11 protein-coding genes are annotated in these 17215 nt (G+C 56.1%); 6 read left to right on the top strand and 5 right to left on the bottom strand.

Annotated features, from left to right (window positions below; translation table 11 throughout):
* Nucleotides 1-63: 63 nt before the first annotated feature.
* The 3 genes from MHI24_RS14395 to MHI24_RS14385 all read right to left on the bottom strand — a co-directional run bounded on the left by MHI24_RS14395 (nt 64) and on the right by MHI24_RS14385 (nt 5576).
* Entirely contained in the window at nt 64-2208 is a 2145-nt protein-coding gene (locus tag MHI24_RS14395; RefSeq protein WP_340026273.1) for an EAL domain-containing protein, read from the bottom strand.
* Nucleotides 2209-2461: 253 nt separating this feature from the next.
* Complete coding sequence (locus MHI24_RS14390) at nt 2462-3085, bottom strand: acetate uptake transporter (protein ID WP_340026272.1); 624 nt, start codon at nt 3083-3085, stop codon at nt 2462-2464.
* Between the two features lie 121 nt (nt 3086-3206).
* A complete protein-coding gene (locus tag MHI24_RS14385; protein WP_340026271.1) occupies nt 3207-5576 on the bottom strand; it encodes an EAL domain-containing protein in 2370 nt (789 codons plus the stop codon).
* A gap of 177 nt (nt 5577-5753) precedes the next feature.
* Between MHI24_RS14385 and MHI24_RS14380 the strand changes: the two genes are divergently transcribed.
* The 5 genes from MHI24_RS14380 to MHI24_RS14360 all read left to right on the top strand — a co-directional run bounded on the left by MHI24_RS14380 (nt 5754) and on the right by MHI24_RS14360 (nt 12635).
* Complete coding sequence (locus MHI24_RS14380) at nt 5754-6713, top strand: 1,4-dihydroxy-2-naphthoate polyprenyltransferase (RefSeq protein ID WP_340026270.1); 960 nt, start codon at nt 5754-5756, stop codon at nt 6711-6713.
* Nucleotides 6714-6754: 41 nt separating this feature from the next.
* Nucleotides 6755-7750, top strand: a complete 996-nt coding sequence (locus MHI24_RS14375; protein ID WP_340026269.1) for a Gfo/Idh/MocA family oxidoreductase — start codon at nt 6755-6757, stop codon at nt 7748-7750.
* Nucleotides 7751-7954: 204 nt separating this feature from the next.
* A complete protein-coding gene (locus MHI24_RS14370; protein WP_340026268.1) occupies nt 7955-8755 on the top strand; it encodes an ABC transporter ATP-binding protein in 801 nt (266 codons plus the stop codon).
* Complete coding sequence (locus tag MHI24_RS14365) at nt 8748-10412, top strand: hypothetical protein (RefSeq protein ID WP_340026267.1); 1665 nt, start codon at nt 8748-8750, stop codon at nt 10410-10412. The genes MHI24_RS14370 and MHI24_RS14365 overlap by 8 nt, the downstream gene beginning before the upstream one ends.
* A gap of 213 nt (nt 10413-10625) precedes the next feature.
* Entirely contained in the window at nt 10626-12635 is a 2010-nt protein-coding gene (locus MHI24_RS14360; RefSeq protein ID WP_340026266.1) for an EAL domain-containing protein, read from the top strand.
* Between the two features lie 177 nt (nt 12636-12812).
* On the opposite strand, the gene MHI24_RS14355 is transcribed toward MHI24_RS14360, so the two are convergent.
* The gene (locus MHI24_RS14355; protein ID WP_340026265.1) at nt 12813-14507 is read right to left on the bottom strand and encodes a methyl-accepting chemotaxis protein; all 1695 of its coding nucleotides are present in this window, start codon (nt 14505-14507) and stop codon (nt 12813-12815) included.
* A gap of 251 nt (nt 14508-14758) precedes the next feature.
* Between MHI24_RS14355 and MHI24_RS14350 the strand changes: the two genes are divergently transcribed.
* Nucleotides 14759-15190 (top strand): MarR family transcriptional regulator, encoded by a 432-nt coding sequence (locus tag MHI24_RS14350; protein ID WP_340026264.1) that lies wholly within the window; start codon nt 14759-14761, stop codon nt 15188-15190.
* A 103-nt stretch (nt 15191-15293) separates the two neighbouring features.
* Here the strand turns inward: MHI24_RS14350 and MHI24_RS14345 are convergent, their stop codons facing one another.
* Nucleotides 15294-17159: an LTA synthase family protein gene (locus tag MHI24_RS14345; protein WP_340026263.1), complete on the bottom strand. Its 1866-nt coding sequence runs from the start codon at nt 17157-17159 to the stop codon at nt 15294-15296.
* Nucleotides 17160-17215: the final 56 nt, after the last annotated feature.

Genomic DNA, 17215 nt, shown 5'->3' with positions numbered 1-17215 from the left:
CGGCCGAAGCACGCAATAAAGGCCCCGTGAAAGGGGCCGGGTCACGAAAGATTCATGAATGATTTACGAAGCCAGCTTGCGGATCTCATCGGCAGGCAGCGGAGGATGGAAAAGGAAGCCTTGAATATACGGGCAGTTGTGCTCCACCAGGAAGGCGAGCTGCTCCTCCGTCTCGACCCCCTCGGCAATCAGATCGTATCCGAGCTGGGAAGCGACATAGACTATGGATTTGATAATGGTCTCATCAATCGAGCTGACGCCGATCCCGGTGATGAAGGTGCGGTCAATCTTGATTTTGTTCACGGGAAAATGCTTCAGGTAATTCAGGGATGAATACTTCGTGCCGAAGTCATCGATGGAGACGATGATTCCGTGGTCGCGCATCTGCTGCAGCAGCGGATAATGCTCTTCAAGCAGTGCGGTGCTCTCGGTAATCTCAAATTCCAGCACGCCCGTATCCAGCCCGTATTGGTCCAGCACAGCGAACAGATTCTCGATCAGATTGCGGTTGTAGAACCAGCTGTTGGAGATATTGATCGAGGTCCGCAGCAGCGGCATTCCCAGACTGCGCCACTCGCACAGCTGGCGGCACACCTCGCGCAGCACCCAGTCGGTCAGCTGGATCATCAGTCCGGCTTCTTCCACTTCCGTAATGAACGTTCCCGGGCCGATCAGCCCTTTCTCGGGGTGGTTCCAGCGGATGAGGGCTTCAATGCCGATCATCTGGCCGGTGACAGCGTTGATCTGGGGCTGGTAATGCAGCACGAATTCCTCGCGTTCCAGAGCGGAGTGCAGGTACTTGGCGATCATCGTCTTCTGCTCCAGCTTCTCGCGCAGTCCCCAGTCGAAGATGAAGTAATTGGCGTCCTCCAGCGACTTGGCCCGGTACATCGACATATCGGCGAATTTCAGCAGATCCTCCGTATTCTGAGAGTGCTCAGGGTACAGGGAGATGCCGATGCTCGTGGACAGGCTGAGATGGGCGCCGGCAATCAGCAGAGTCTCTGAGATTAGCGCGCTGATCTGCGCAGCCACGGCAGGAATCCCCGCGCGCGGCAGATCGGGGAAGACCATGACGAACTCATCTCCGCCGGTGCGGGCGAACAGCTTGAAGGGCAGATTTCCCGCCTTCAGCCGTCCGGCCAGGGCCTTGATGACCTGATCGCCGGTGGAGTGGCCGAGGGTATCATTAATCTCCTTGAACCGGTTGAGGTCAAAAAAGAACAGGCTGTAGGTCTGCCCCGGCTCGGAGCTCTGCAGAAGGCGCTTGAACTCGTCCATGAAGAAGCGCCGGTTCGGAATCTCTGTCAGGCTGTCGTAATGCGCCAGCTTCTCATAGAGACGCTTGGAGATCCGCAGATCGCGGGTACGGATGCTGACCACCCGCTCCAGCTCACGGTTGAAGCGGCGTTGATACCAGAAAATATACAGAATAAAGGCAATCACCAGCAGGAAGGCGATGTCGATCCACAGGACGCTCAGGAGCACCTGCCATTTTTTGTGGGAAGGTAAGGAAATGCCCATCAGCCATTGCTGATTATAGGCGGTCACAGGAACGGCCAGTTTCCGGTCTTGCGTACGGGATTTATCCCCGAACAGGAAGGTATGGTCTTTGGTGGTCACATAGATATGGCTGTCCTTGAAGGCCAGCTGGTTGATGATATTATCCATCTTGACGGTTACCGAGACAACGCCCTCGAAGGCGTTATCCTTGTATATGGCTTGCCGGATCACCATACCATAGCCGCCCTGGGCCAGAGTACGCGGACCGTCGATCGTGATGCTGCGGGAGCGCAATGTCTCTTGTACCATGCCGGGAGAGGCCAGGGAGGAATCCAGCAGCAGGCTTTTGCCGACAAGCTCGGTATTGCCTTCCAGCGGATAGAGGTAACGGATCAGACCGTCAGGAGCAATCACAATGTTCGTGACATTACTTGTATTGTTCGCATGGGCTGTCGCGAGGTAATTCCGGATGACCTCCGGATCAGCATCGAAGCCAACCGTTTGAATAAAGGAGCTGACACCCTTAACAATCGCTACCCGCTCTTCAATATTCGAGGTTAGCATGACCGCCTGAGAGGACAGATCCGCCTTCTCGGCCCTGTATTCCCGGTTAAGGGAGACGGAATAATAGTAGAAGAGAGAGAGCTGCAGCACTACGATGAAGCTGATGATGATCGTTAAAGGCTTTTTACTGAGGAAAGCCATGGATTGCCTCCGATACCCGAAAAATTAAGCAGTTGTTGTCTAAGCGGGTTGAAACCGTGCCTGCATAGCGGGGAAATGTCGATATATGTCGCAGGTGTTTCTATAGCATGTCATTTTTATCGTGTTTGCGCAAGGGAAATCCTAACAAAAGTCCCCCGGAATCAAAAACGGATAAATACGGTCTGCCGGGGCAGTGTGTATTTATCCGCTGGAGTGTTAGCGTGTGGGTAACGAGAATAAGGCCGGCCAGGGACTACTTCTTGAAGATGCGCAGCGGTGCGCCAACCGGCAGGAAGGTGCGTCCGAAATGGGCATTCAGCACGGAAGCGCCGCAGCCGTATAGAGAGACGATTCCGATAGCCAGCTCCGATACAGCGGCCAGCTTGTGGAAGAACTCTGCAGCGACATCGAAGGCATTCAGCGAGAGGCCCAGGAACAGGAAGTCTATCAGAATGAAGATAATCAGCAGCACGCGGTTCGCCTCGACAGCCCCCAGGGTCATGAAGAGAGTGAAGACCAGATATCCGGCAAAAACAAAGCCGAGCTGCTTGGGATCAACGCCCTCCGCCAGCACTGTGCCGAACACACCGAGCTTGATCAGCCAGCTTGCGCCCATGCCGAACCAGAAGAACGCGTAGGCGCCGAAGGCCGTCATGCCGAAGGTGTTGTTGTGCTTGGCATCCTGAATGGATGCGAACAGCTGGGCGAAGGCACCGAGGAAGATAGCCCACGGGATACAGTAGCTCAGGCCTGTTGTGATTTCGAGCTTTTGCGAAGAAGCGACCAGGGTGACGATAGCCAGTCCGAACAGGCCGATGGCGCTGGGATCGGCGGTGATGATTTTGACGGATTGGGCGGGTTGCGGTTGCGCTGACATAACGAAGAAAGCCTCCAATTTTCATAAGTGTTCGCATAGGATAACAGCACCCTGAAGCGGGTGCTGTTATCAGCTTGCCTATCATATCATATCGCCCGTAGCTTGCCTATAAAATAAGTACTCATTTGGGTCTGCTGTAATACTGCTCCTCTTCCAAAAACGAATACAGCGCGTCCGCCCGCAGCGGCCGGCTGATATAGTACCCCTGAAGCTCATCGCTGCCGAGTGTGCGCAGCCTGTCGAACTGCTCCTTCTGCTCAATGCCTTCGGAGACGACCCGCAACCCCAGATTATGGCTCAGCCCGATAATCGCCTTGACCAGCACGTCGCCCCGGGCGTCCAGTGACATCTCTGAGACGAAGGAGCGGTCGATCTTGATGACATCCACCGGGAAGCGGCGCAGATAGCTCAGGGAGGAGAAGCCGGTGCCGAAGTCATCGAGCGAGATCCGGAAGCCGTGGGCCCTGAGCTGCTGCAGCGACAGGAAGATGCCGTCCCCCGAGACGAGGACGCTCTCGGTGATCTCCAGCTCCAGGCTCGATGCAGGCAGCCCGTAGGTGTCCAGCAGCTCCAGCAGCAGCTCCAAGAGGCCCGGCTGCATCAGCTGCAGCGCCGAGATATTCACTGCGGCGGTAAGCTCCAGGCCCCGGCTGCGGAACTCGCGCATATCGGAGCAGACCTGGCGCAGCACCCAGGTGCCGATGCCTATAATCGAGCCGCTGCTCTCGGCCAGCGGAATGAATTCGGCCGGCGAGATGCTGCCGTGGTCCGGGTTGTTCCAGCGCAGCAGGGCCTCTACCTTGGTGACCTGCAGCGAGCCGGCGCCGAGGATCGGCTGATAATGCAGCTCGAACTCGTTCGCGGCCGCCGCGTGGAGCAGCTGCTGGGCGAGCACCTTCCTGCGGCGGATGCCTGCTTCCAGCTCTTCGGAATAATGGAAGATGTTATTGCGCCCGCTCTCTTTGACATGGAACATGGCTAGGTCCGCCTGCTTGACCAGATCATCGGCATCCTCCCCGTTCCTCGGATAGGTGCTGGTCCCGATGCTGGCGGTGCTGTACAGCAAATGGCCCTTGATCCGGTGCGGCATGGAGAGCGTCTCCTGAATGCGGGAGAGCTGGCGGACCATGCTGGCGGCATCGGGCACATCATAGAGCAGAATGGTGAATTCATCCCCGCCGAGCCGGGAGACCACATCATGCTTGCCGACGATGCGGGTGAGCCGGAAGGCAGTCTCCTTCAGGATGGCATCACCGAAATCATGCCCCAGCATATCGTTCACCGTCTTGAAATGATCCAGATCAATGAAGACGAGGACCAGTTGCCTGCCGCTGCCCTTGAGGGCAGCTATCGCTTCATTCAGCTTGTCAAAAAAAAGCGAGCGGTTCGGCAGCCGGGTCAGCGGGTCCAGCATCGACTGACGGCGCAGCTCATCCTGCGTCTGCTCCAGCGAGTCAATCATCCGGTTGAATTCCTCCTCTACCGCACTGAACTCATCCCGGGCGGAGGGAGGGATGCGGATCGACAGATCCTTGCTGCTGCCGATGGCCCGGATATTCCCTACCAGGGAAGAGATACGGCGCAGAATAGACCGGTTGACAAACAGGACGCTTGAGGCAATCAGCAGCAGAATGAAGGTGAGATAGTACGGGCGGAAGGCGCTGAGCGCCTTCACACCGCTGTCATACAGCTCGCGGGGCTTCTGCAGAGAGAGCACTATGGGCCTGCCGAACAGGTCGTTCATCACGGCGTGAATGGACATCCGTCCGCCTGCCGGGGGGCTGGTCCAGATGCGGCTGCCGCCACTGTCTTCAAGCAGCGGCGGAGTCAGGCTGCCGATCTGGATGCCCGACTCCGGATCATCCCGGAGCTTGGCAAGCTCATCCTTATTCAGCATCCGCCCGGCAACGGCCGTTCCCGGGGCCGGCTTGTCCCCGCTGCTGTTCAGAACAGGCGCCAGGGTAACCAGCATAAGGCCATTGTCCAGATTCACCAGGCCGGTTCTGCTCTCGCCGGCGGTCTTGGGGACGGGCAGGCGGTTATGGATCAGCCGGAGCAGTGTCAGCTGCTCCCGGGATAGAGGCGTAACCGTTCCGGCGGCCTTGTCATAGGAGCCGCCGGAACGGGGCTGGCCGTTATCATCGAGCAGGGCAATCAGATCAAAGCGGTTCCCGGGATAGACAGCCGGATCAAGGCTGCGGGTAATGAAGGCCGTATCCGCAGGGCGGGTGGCGGCGGAGCCGGGAGCCGCCGGGGAGGACATGAACGTGTAGGTCTCATCCCGAACGCTGAAATTCAGCAGCCGGGTTCTCATGTTATCCAGCTCCTGGTTATAAGCGGTCATGGTCTGCTCCAGGCTGCGCCGCAGCTCTGCTTCATCCAGCTGGACGAAGCGGTTCAACAGAAACGTATGGAGCAGCAGATAAGTCGTGCCCATTCCGAGTCCGACAGCCAGACTAATGAAGATGATTATTTTTTGGCGGAGTCTCATGGTGTTCCCCTTTAGGATGTCAGACTTAATAGGAAATAAGTACCATCTTTAATAGTGTACCATGATTAGGGAATATTTTGCAGCGTCTTTCTGCCCGAAGTGTCGAAATTTGATGTATAATTATTAGATGATAATGATTATCAGAAATGTGAATATGACGGATAAGGATGAATCCATGTGAATGTAAGAACGTTCTTCAAGTTTGTAGAGCTGCCGACCAAGGTGGCCAGTATGCTGCCGCTGCTGCTGGGTACGCTCTATGCCCTCTACCGGTTCGAGCACTTCTATCCCCTGCGCTTCGCGCTGATGCTGGTGTCGCTGCTGAGCTTCGATATGGCAACCACGGCGATCAATAACTATTATGATTTCAAAAAAGCGGCCAAAACCCACGGCTACGGCTACGAGACCCATAATCCGATTGTGTATTACCGGCTGAAGGAGAGCACGGTGGTGGCGGTCATCGTCATTCTGCTCGGGCTTGCAGCCGGCGGGGGGCTGGCCCTGGTCGCCCAGACCGGACTGCTGGTCTTTCTGCTCGGCGGGCTGTCCTTCCTGATCGGCATACTCTATTCGTTCGGGCCGATTCCCATCTCGCGGATGCCGCTCGGCGAGCTGTTCTCCGGCCTCTTCATGGGGTTCGTCATTATTTTCATCTCTGCCTATATCCATTCGGACCAGACGGTAGTTACCCTGCTGCTCCAGGGGGAGTGGGTCAGCCTGCATGTCAATCTGCTGGAGGTGCTGTATCTGTTCTGGTTCTCGGTGCCGGCCATTCTTGGCATCGCCGGGATTATGCTGGCGAACAACATCTGCGACATCGAGGATGATATGGAGAACCGCAGATATACGCTGCCGGTATATATCGGACGGGAGAACGCACTGCTGCTGTACAGGCTGCTGTATTATGTCTCTTTCGCAGATATGGTGGTGCTGGTGCTGCTCGGGGTGCACCCGGCTCTGGTGCTGCTGCTTCTGCTGATCCTGATTCCGCTGCGCCGCAACATCGCGCGGTTCTGCCAGGAACAGCATAAAGGCACTACTTTCATTCTGTCTGTCAGGAATTTCATCCTGATGAGCGCGGCAAGAATCCTCGTGCTGGGTATAGCTGTTATATGGGCCGCCGTATGGCCTGCATAGAGATCTACGCGGAAGAATTAGAATAAGGAAGGTGTGGGACTATGACACAGAAGCTTCGCTGGGGAATTATGGGCTGCGCGCAGATCGCTACAGGCTCCGTGATGCCGGCCATCCAGGAGTCCGAGACCGGGGTGATCCGGGCGGTGGCCAGCCGCGGGCTTGCGAAGAGCAGCAGCATCGCCGCCGAATTCGGCATTGAGCAGGCTTACGGCAGCTACGAAGAGCTGCTGGCAGACCCGGAGGTTGATGCGGTCTATATCCCGCTGCCCAATCACCTGCACTGCGAGTGGGTGATCCGGGCGGCCGGGGCGGGCAAGCATGTGCTGTGTGAGAAGCCGATAGCCCTGAACAGCCGCGAGGCCGCCGAGATGGTGGAGGCCTGCCGGAAGGCGGGCGTCCACTTGGCGGAGGCGTATATGTACCGCCATCATCCGCGCATCGCCGAGCTGCAGGAGATTATCGCCAGCGGCGGGATCGGCGAGCTGCGCTCGATCCGCGGCACATTCACTTATAACGATGCGGAGGACACTACGAATATCCGCTTCAAGTCGGCCTGGGGCGGCGGCTCGCTGTACGATATCGGCTGCTACCCGCTCACCGCTGCCCGGCTGCTGTTCGGTGCTGAGCCGGAGGCGGTTACCGTTCAGGCGATGTTCTCCCCGGAGCATGACAATGTCGACATGATGGCCTCCGGGCTGGTCGAGTTCCCCGGCGGGAGAGGGCTTATCTTCGACTGCGGGATGTGGGCCTACAACCGCCAATTGCTGGAGGTGCTGGGCACGGAGGGGCGGATCGAGGTGCCGATGCCGTTCAATGCCAGATTCGATGATGCCGAGTTCTTCGTGTACGGCAGCGGCGAGCCGCGGCGTGTCGAAGCCTTCGGCGCCAACCCCTACGTCCAGCAGGCGGATCATTTCGCCACGGCGGTCTTCACGGGCAAGCCCTGGATCGCGGCTGAGGACCCGGTCCTGAATATGCGGCTGATTGAGAGCTGCCTGGAATCGGCCCGCAGGCGGGAGCGGATCAGCATGACGTAATAATCATAATGTCATCAGCCAATATCTTGGCGGGGAGCGGAGCGGCCTACGGGCTGCTCTTTTATATTTCTGCCGGTTTCCTCATCTATTTCTGCGATAAATCACAGGTGTTCTGTGTTAAAATTTGCTAGAATAGGGACAAGATTAATCCTGCTGCAGAGGCAGGTGCAGCATCAGGATCAGGATAGGAGAGGGGAGACAGCAATGAGCTTCACCGAGGAACCGGTTATTTCAATTGAGGGACTATGGATGAGGTACAGCGACCGATTGGTTCTGCGGGGTATTGATCTTCAGGTCTACCGTGGACAGATTATCGGATATATCGGACCCAATGGCGCAGGCAAAAGCACCACCGTCAAGATCATGCTCGGGCTGGTGGAGGGCTATAACGGAACTATACGGATCTTTGGCCGGGATATTGCGGACGGCGATACTGCATATAAAAGAAGAATCGGCTACGTGCCGGAAGTAGCGGAGCTGTATGACAGCCTGACAGCCAGGGAGTATCTTACCTTCACCGGTGAGCTGTACGGCTTGCAGCACGCGGATGCCGATGCCAAGGCGCAGAAGCTGATGGGGCTGCTTAATCTGGATAAAGCCTACGACATGCGGATTGCCTCTTATTCCAAAGGAATGAAGCAGAAGGTGCTGCTGATTGCCAGCCTGCTGCATGACCCGGACATTCTGTTCCTGGACGAGCCGCTCAGCGGTCTGGATGCCAACAGTGTGATGGTGGTGAAGGAGATTTTTGCCACCCTTGCCGCCAGGGGCAAGACGATTTTTTATTCGTCGCATATTATGGATGTGGTCGAGAAGATCAGCAGCCGGATCATCCTGCTGGACGGGGGCGATATTGTAGCGGACGGCACGTTCACGGAGCTGCGGGAGCAGAGCCGGGAGGGGTCGCTGGAGGAAATCTTTAACCAGCTGACCGGCTTCGACAAGTATAGGGACATCGCCAGCGAGTTCGTTGCGGTGATCGGCGAAGGTGCAGCGTATGAATGATTTCCGGGTGCTGAAGCTGCTTGACCGGTTCCAGTGGATCTTTAAGGGGCTCGGAGCCGATTATGCTGTGATGCGCCGTATTCTTCAGGTGAAGCTGACGATGGACGGCAGGCGGACCCCCACCATTTTCTCGGGAACGCAGGATGCCAAGGTGGACAAGGATGGCTCGCCGCTGCGGGTGCAATGGTTCTACCTGCTGCTGGGGCTGATTCTGATCGCTCTGGTGGCGCCGCGGGAGCATCATATCCTGATGATGAGTCTGCTGTTCAGTATCGTTATGTTCATGATTACGACGACGCTGATCTCTGATTTCTCGTCCGTGATGCTTGATCTGCGGGACAAGAATATTCTTTTCACCAAGCCGGTGGACCGCCGGACGCTTAATATGGCCAAAAGTCTGCATATTCTCATCTATCTGATGACGATAACCTTCACCTTCACCGGTCCTTCGCTGGTGTTCTCTCTCTTCCGGCACGGGCCTGGCTTCTTCTTCCTGTATGCTGCGGAGATTCTGCTGATGGACGGCTTCATTCTGGTGTTCACTGCTCTGGTCTATCTGCTGATCCTGAGGTTCTTCGACGGGGAAAAGCTGAAGGACATCATCAATTATGTGCAGATTATTCTGTCCCTGGCGGTCACTGTGGGCTCTCAGGTCGTTACCCGGCTGTTCAATATTTCAGAGCTGGGCCTGAATTTCACTCCGGCGTGGTGGCATTACCTGGTGCCGCCCATCTGGTTCGGAGCGCCGTTTGAGCTGCTGGTCAGCGGGACACAGGAGCGGGCTGTCGTTATCCTGTCGGCGCTGTCCCTGGCCGTTCCTGTCGTATTATTCGCCGCCTACATCCGGCTGATGCCGCTGTTTGAACGCAGTCTCCAGAAGCTGGCCGAGCAGGGGGCGGCGGGGAAGGACAGCGGCAGACTGCCCCGCCTGTTGTCTGAGACGGTGTGCCGGGACAGGGTGGAAGCCATGTTCTTCCGCTTCACCTGGTCGATGATGAAGAATGAGCGCGAGTTCAAGCTGCGGGTCTATCCGACCATCGGCTTCTCGCTGATCTTTCCGTTTATCTTCATGTTCAATCAGGTATGGAGCGGCGATCTGGCGGGCATCCGCAGCTCGAAGTCCTTCCTGTTCATCTACTACTGCGCCCTGCTCATGATGACTGTCGTACAGATGGTCCGCTATTCCTCCAGTTACAAAGGCGCCTGGATCTATCAGGTTATCCCGCTGCAGGGGACAGGCATGGTGCACCGTGGAATGCTGAAGGCCATTGTCCTGAAGCTGCTGCTCCCGCTGTTTGCCCTAGAGGCAGCCGTCTTCATCCTCCTGCTGGGCCGGTGGATCATCGCGGATCTGGTGGTCGTTCTGCTGGCTCTGCTGCTGTACTCTGTCATCTGCCTGCTTACTTTTCCCAGGGCGCTGCCCTTCTCGGAGAAATATGAGGCCGCTCAGCGGAAGGAATATACCGGCAGTGCGTTTCTGCAGCTGTTCATTCTGGCAGGGCTGGCCGGAATCCATTATGTCTTCACCTTAATTCCTGCGGGAATATACATCTATCTGGTAATTCTGGCAGCGGCCAATGCCTGGATCTGGCATCAGGCCTTCCTGCCCGGCGGCCTGCGGAAGGGCAGGCTGGAAACCCCGCGGACAGGGGGCTGACGGCAAATATGGACATTCTTTGCCGACATTCAAATTAGGGTCCAAGTTCCAGTATTTACTTAGACAGTCTGCCAAATAAAAGGTAAAATACAGCTAAAGTTAGGTCTCAGGGATAGCCATAATCTTTATATACTCTTCCACTTATCTGTTATTCGTATAATGATTCTTAGCTTGAGGTAGACGCTGATAATAAAACCGGTGAAGAGGTCAACTATGGATCAAATGGGAATCCACTATAATATCTGGATTGTATTGCTATCCTTCGCGCTTGTAGCGGCAGCATCGTACTCTGCGCTTAATCTGATCTCCCAGGTCTCCCATTCTGCGGGCCGGGTCCGGCGTCTATGGCTGCTCTCGGGTGCCTGCGTGCTCGGCAGCGGAATATGGGCCATGCATTTCGTAGGCATTATGGCCAGCCGCCTGCCCTTCAAGGTCAGCTATCATCCCGGCACAGCGGTTCTGTCTCTGCTCCTAATCATGTCGGCTTGTTACGCATCGCTCCAGATTGTGACGGCTTCCCGCCAGAGAAGCTGGCGGTTCCCCGCCGGCGGTATGATTCTGGGCAGCGGCATTACAATCATGCACTATACCGGGATGTCCGCCATGAAGCTGGAGATGCAGGTTCATTACAGGCTGAGCGATCAGGCGGTATCGGTACTAATCGCCCTGATCTCTTCCTATATCGGATTGCTCCTGCTCCGCAGATTCAAGGATATTACCGGCTTCAGCCGCTGGAAGCTGTCCTCGGCCCTCTTCATCGCTCTGGCGGTTACCGGAATGCATTATACCAGTCTGAGAACAAGCATCCTGCACCCGCAAGGACCGCAGGGGGCTGCGCCGCTGCTGATGGAGACAGATGTGATTCTGCTGACCGGCATCTCGATGGTTACCCTGTTCGTGCTGGCGGTCTCCGGCGGCGCGGTATTCCTGGACAGGAATGTCCTGGAGCGCATGGCCTACCATGATCCGCTCACGGAGCTGCCGAACCGGCACGGCCTGGAGCGTTATTTCCGGGAGGAGTTCTTCCGTGACACGCCGGGGGCCGTGTTCTTTGTGGACCTGGACCGCTTCAAGTCGATCAATGATACGCTTGGGCACGATATTGGCGATCTGCTGCTGTGCGAGGTATCCGCCAGGCTGACTGCCTGTGTCGGGACACAGGGCAAGGTCTTCCGGCTTGGCGGGGATGAGTTCCTGATCGCCCTGCCGGATTGCTGTGTCGGGGCGGCGGAAGCGAAGGCCCAGCATATTTTGCAGGAGCTTAAGAAGTCCTATAGCATTGAAGACAATGAGCTGTATGTGACGGCGAGCGTGGGCATCAGCCTGACCCCTGCACACGGCACCGACCGCTCCGCGCTGATGAAGGCTGCCGATACGGCGCTCTATACCTCCAAGGATTCGGGCAAGAACAAATTCAGCGTGTTCGATCTGGAGATGAACCGCCATCAGGTGCGGCGGATGTCTCTGGAGAAGGATCTGCGCAAGGCGCTGGCCCGTTCAGAGTTCATGGTGGTCTACCAGCCGAAGTGGGATTCCCTCCTGAATGTGACGGTGGGGCTGGAAGCGCTCCTGCGCTGGAGACATCCGGATCACGGCATTGTCTCACCGGCCGAGTTCATTCCGATCGCCGAGGAGACGGGCCTGATCGTCCCGATTACATATTGGATGCTGCATGAGGTCTGCGGGCAGAATATGCTCTGGCACAAGGCCAATGTAGCGAATGTGGCGGTTTCGATCAATATGTCGGCAAGGATGTTCGAAGGCGGAAGCCTGTGTGATGTGGTGGAGGAAGCACTGGCGTGCTCCGGCCTGGCCCCGCATTTCCTGGAACTGGAGATTACCGAATCGATTGCAATGAACAATATGGAGGAGACGGTGGCCCAGCTCTCCAAGCTGCGGGAGCTGGGGGTCAGGGTCTCGCTGGATGACTTCGGAACCGGTTTCTCTTCGCTCGGCAACCTGGACGAGATTCCGGTCAACACGCTGAAGATCGATCAGGTGTTCATCCGCAAAAGCAAGATGCACTCCAAGAAGGCGATCATCAGCAACATCATTGCCATTGCCAGCAACCTGAACATGGAGGTTGTTGCCGAGGGTGTCGAGACGACCGAGCAGATCGAGCTGCTGCAATCGCTGGGCTGCCGGGTCATGCAGGGCTTCTACTACGGGCGTCCCATGCCGGTGAAGGAATTAGGCCAGTGGTTTATTGAGAATACGGCTTGATGGGTCTGTGAGGCTATAAGGATACAATGGCATGGCAAAGGCTGTACTGATGCGGAACAGTTGCTCCGCGTTAGTACAGCCTTTTTTGAACATTCCGGGGAATGGCCGGACACATTGGGGACAGGGATGGTATGTAGGCCAAATGTAATCGAAAAACCGATCACAATGGGCACAAAACTAGACCTTGAAGTTCTCCACCAGCACCTGCAGCTTCTCGGCGAGCGAGGACAGAAAGGCAGCGGAGGATTCGACCTCTTCCATGGCGGCAAGCTGTTCCTGGGAGGAGGCGGATAAGGTCTCTGCGCCTTCTGCGGTCTGGTTGGAGACGGCGACAATCTTCTGGATCGCTGTTACCAGCCCTTCGGAGAGCTGGGACAGCTCGCGGACGGTGGCTGAAATCTGCTGGCTCTGGACAGACATATCGGAGACGGAGACTTCAATCTCGGAGAAGGAATGCCCAGCCGCTATAATCATCTCCTTACCGTGCAGCATCTCTTCCGTGGAGCGCCGCATTGTCTCTCCGGCCTTGTCCATCTGGTCCACGATCAGGCTGACCAGCTCGCCGATCTGGCGGGCCGATGCGGCGGAGCGTTCAGCGAGCTTGCGCACAGACCCGGCTACAACCGCGAAGCCCCGGCCCTCTTCTCCGGCCCGCGCCGCCTCAATCGCCGCATTGAGGGATAACAGGTTGGTCTCCTCGGCTATACTGGCTATAGTACCGACAATATTCTCTATCTCTTTGGAATGGCTGCCCAGCGCTTCAATAATGCCGGACAGATCCGAGATGCTGGCGCCGACAATGCCCATCTGGGCGGTGGTGGAATCCATAGATTCCCGGCCGATCCGCGCTTTCCGGGAGTTGACGGCCGCCTGGTTCATCGCACTGTCCGCATTGCCGGCGATTTCGGTAATGAAATGCGACATATCCTGCACAGCCTTGAAGCTTCCCTCCAGATTCTGCAGCTGGGCGTGTGCCCCGTCAGCCAGCTCCAGAGTGACATTCACGCTGTGTTCCCCGGCACGGTTGGTCTCCTGGGCGCTGGCAGAGAGCTCCTGCGAGGAGGAGGCGACCAGCATGGAGGTATCATTGACCTGGGTAATCAGGTTGCGCAGATTCAGGGTCATGGCATTGAAGTCACGGGCCAGCTGGCCGATCTCGTCCTTGCTGGTGAAGAGCAGCGGTTCGCGGGTAAGGTCGCCTTTGGCCACCGTGTTAACAGAAGCTGACAGCTTGGAGAGCGGGTGAACCATCCGGCGGATCAGCAGATAAGCGGCGAGAATGGCAATAATCAGAATGGAGCTGCCGATGATGAAGGGGCGGGTGATAATGTCCATTGTCCGGGTCTGAATCAGCGGGCCGTCGAAGTTAATGGCCATGAGCGCAATGATGGGTTTGGTAGGGTCGTGATCCTGATAGATGGGGCCGTAGCCGGTTTTGAGCGAGGTGCCTTCGTAGGTGTAGACCTTGGAGTAGGTAGAATGCTTCATGCTGGTGATTATCTGTTTATCTGTATCAGAGAAGTAGAAGCTGTCCCCTGCCTTGTATCCTCTTGACTTGAAGCGTTTGTCTGCGGCCAGAACCTTGCCGTCCAGGGAGAGAATGAAGGCCTCTTTGAAAATCGGCTTATGGTCCGTAATCCAGCCTATACGGTCTTCGACGGTACTTAGCTTGCTGGTGTCACCGGCAGCCAGAGCGGTAATGTCGGCAGGATCGATCAGGCCGGTGGTAATGTTCGCACAGCCTACCAATTCAATGCCCGCGGCTTCATCAATCTGCTTGTAGGCAGCACGATATCCGAAGAAGCCTATGGATGAGCCCACCAGAAGCAATACAACCAGCATCATCCAGGTTAATTTTGTTGCCAATTTCATAACACGCATCACCAGCCCTGACTCTAAGTATATTCAGTGATTCTAGCTATCACTGCTACGATTATAGCGCATCCGCTGCGTTTTGAGCATAGAGCGAAAAAAGAATTTTTCTGTCGAAAAAAGATGAATAATGTATGAAATATCATTGCAAAAACGGGCCCTTTGGCATTAATGAAATACAATTCTATTGAATGTGCAGCTTGGATAATGGTACGCTTGAAACAGAATGAACAGGCCGGGAGCTGAAAGGAATGTCACAAGAAATCAATCCGCTGATCGAACGTGTGGGATTGTCCATGTGGAGGGTACAGCGCAGAATCATGTCACAGATGTCGCTGCATAAGGAGCTGGGGCTGACTGTGCCGCAGTTTGGGCTGCTGCAGATGATCTCTCAGGAGAAGCAGGCGAGAGTCATTCAGCTGGCTGAGAAAATGGAGGTCAAATCCAGTGCAGTCACCGTCATGCTCGACCGCCTGGAGCTGCTGGAGCTGATTACCCGGGTGCCGGACGAGAATGACCGCAGGGCGGTGCTGGTCACCATAACCGATAAGGGGCAGGATGTTCTGGAGGAAGCGCAGTACCGTTCCATGCTGCTGCTGCAGGAGCATCTGTCGATACTGGAGCCGGCAGAGCTGGAGAACTTCGCGCGCTACTTCCTGATCCTTGAGAACCAGGAGCGCTAAGCCTTGTCATAATAACAATAAGCCAGCCCCCTCGGGGGCTGGCTTATTTCAGCGGCGTTGGCATATCCGTATTAATTATGCAGAGCGCCGGGCCGGCGACCGGCTATTCTGCGGCCGGAGCTTTGTCCGGCAGCTGCATGATGTAGCTGTCCGACAACTGGCGCAGCCGCAGCGCGCGGCTGTATTCATCCTCGGTACCGGCAGGAGCATGCCCTCCGGCAGCCAGCGGATATTGGGTATTATCCTCGAAGCTGTTGCCGGGAATCAGCAGCGCCGAGCTGGCAATGAAGGAGCCGGTCGGCAGGTAGTACCGCTGCGGCAGCAGATTGTAGGTCTGGCTGAGCAGATCCTGGCCGAAATGGATCTGGTGATCCACCGGCACACCCAGCAGACTGGCGGCAGTCGGCAGAATATCGACCTCTCCGCCCACCTGCTCCAGCTTCTGCGGAGCAAGTGCGCCCTCGCTATGGATCAGCAGCGGAATATTGAGCATATTGGCGTAGCTGTAGTCATGACCGTAGATTTCCTTCATTAATTCCTTGTCATCATGGTCAAGTGAGTAGATCGGCAGCCCCATATGGTCGCCATAGACCATAATCAGGCTGTTGTCCCACAGACCATCCGCCTTCAGTTCATCCACGAATTGGCCGAAGGCATAGTCCGCATAGTTCTGCGAGCGGATATAATCCCCCACGAACGTACCTTCATACCGCTCGGGCAGCTTCATCTTGTACTTCTCTGCAGGAATGGTGAACGGATGATGTGCAGACATGGAGATCACCTGCGCGTAGAACGGCTGGCCGGCTGCGCCCATCTCCTTCAGCTTCCCGGCGGTTTTGCGGTAGAGCACCTCATCGGAAGCGCCGAAGAAGAAGGCATCCTCGTCTCCGAAGAACTCATGGTCATAATACTTCTCCCAGCCCAGGGCGCTGTACAGTTCCCCGCGGTTCCAGAATTCCACCACATTCGTATGGAAGGTGGCAGTCTGATAGCCGCTGGCCTGCAAGAGACGGGGCAGGCTCGGCAGCTCCTTGTCGATATAGGACATGGTCGCTGCGCCCTGCGGAGGAATATAGAACGACGAGTTGACTACGAATTCCGCGTCAGAGGTATTGCCCTGGCCGACCATCTGATAGAAGTTATTGAAGTACAGGCTGTTCTCCATCAGGCGGTTCAGGTTAGGGGTCACCTCCTGGCCGTCAAGCTTCAGGCCGAGCAGGAAGTTCTGGAACGACTCCAGCTGGATCACAATCAGATTCTTGTTCTTCGCGGCACCGGCATAGGGCGAGACTGCCGCAGGATCGATGCCTTTGAGCTGGTTAATGCTGTCCTGGGTAATCTCGCTGGCCTGCACCAGCTCTGTCCGGTCTTGAGCAAAGATCGTATATGCTTCATAATTAAGGATGCCCATCTCCTGGGCCTTCTTGATCTCGTTCATGCTGGCTTTATTCGGCAGAATATTGAACAGGCAGAGCCCGAGCGATACCGCGAACAGCACGACATGCAGCCCCCGGCCGTTCGGCCGGTTGATCTGATCCTTTTTGTAATTGCGCCCCTTCTTGTTAATGAAGAAATAGAAGCCCAGGACGATAATATCGGTGAAGATCAGCAGATAATAAGGGTCCATCAGGGAGAATACGCTGTTCTTGACGGCGGTGACCTGGTTCACCTGCTCTGCGGCATGGTAAGTGACAATAACCCCGTAATACTTGAAGTACATAATCGCGGCAAAAAAGATCGCCGTAACCAGCAGGTTCACGGTCATGTAATATCCGAGCTTCCGTCTTGATGCAAAGCGCTCAATCAGGAAGAACAGCGCCCAGACAAACGGCAGCTCCGTCAGAATCGATTTCCAGAATTGCAGATCATCAAAGATGACACCCCAGGCCAACAGGCTCTTGAACAGAAACAGAATGGAAAAGAATACAAATGGCTTAAGCAACCATCGCTTCAATGTTACGGATGACACAGCTTCGCCTTCTTTCTAAAGAGGACATAAAAATTCCATTATCAATAAAATTTATT

The sequence above is a fragment of the Paenibacillus sp. FSL K6-1096 genome (assembly GCF_037977055.1).
Lineage (GTDB): Bacteria > Bacillota > Bacilli > Paenibacillales > Paenibacillaceae > Paenibacillus_AQ.
This window is presented reverse-complemented; position numbering and strand designations above follow the sequence as displayed.

Excerpts from the sequence above, each read along its gene's own strand:
- MHI24_RS14395 (WP_340026273.1), bottom strand. The coding sequence starts at position 2,208 with ATGGCTTTCCTCAGTAAAAAGCCTTTAACGATCATCATCAGCTTCATC.
- MHI24_RS14390 (WP_340026272.1), bottom strand. The coding sequence starts at position 3,085 with ATGTCAGCGCAACCGCAACCCGCCCAATCCGTCAAAATCATCACCGCC.
- MHI24_RS14385 (WP_340026271.1), bottom strand. The coding sequence starts at position 5,576 with ATGAGACTCCGCCAAAAAATAATCATCTTCATTAGTCTGGCTGTCGGA.
- MHI24_RS14375 (WP_340026269.1), top strand. The coding sequence starts at position 6,755 with ATGACACAGAAGCTTCGCTGGGGAATTATGGGCTGCGCGCAGATCGCT.
- MHI24_RS14370 (WP_340026268.1), top strand. The coding sequence starts at position 7,955 with ATGAGCTTCACCGAGGAACCGGTTATTTCAATTGAGGGACTATGGATG.
- MHI24_RS14365 (WP_340026267.1), top strand. The coding sequence starts at position 8,748 with ATGAATGATTTCCGGGTGCTGAAGCTGCTTGACCGGTTCCAGTGGATC.
- MHI24_RS14360 (WP_340026266.1), top strand. The coding sequence starts at position 10,626 with ATGGATCAAATGGGAATCCACTATAATATCTGGATTGTATTGCTATCC.
- MHI24_RS14355 (WP_340026265.1), bottom strand. The coding sequence starts at position 14,507 with ATGAAATTGGCAACAAAATTAACCTGGATGATGCTGGTTGTATTGCTT.
- MHI24_RS14350 (WP_340026264.1), top strand. The coding sequence starts at position 14,759 with ATGTCACAAGAAATCAATCCGCTGATCGAACGTGTGGGATTGTCCATG.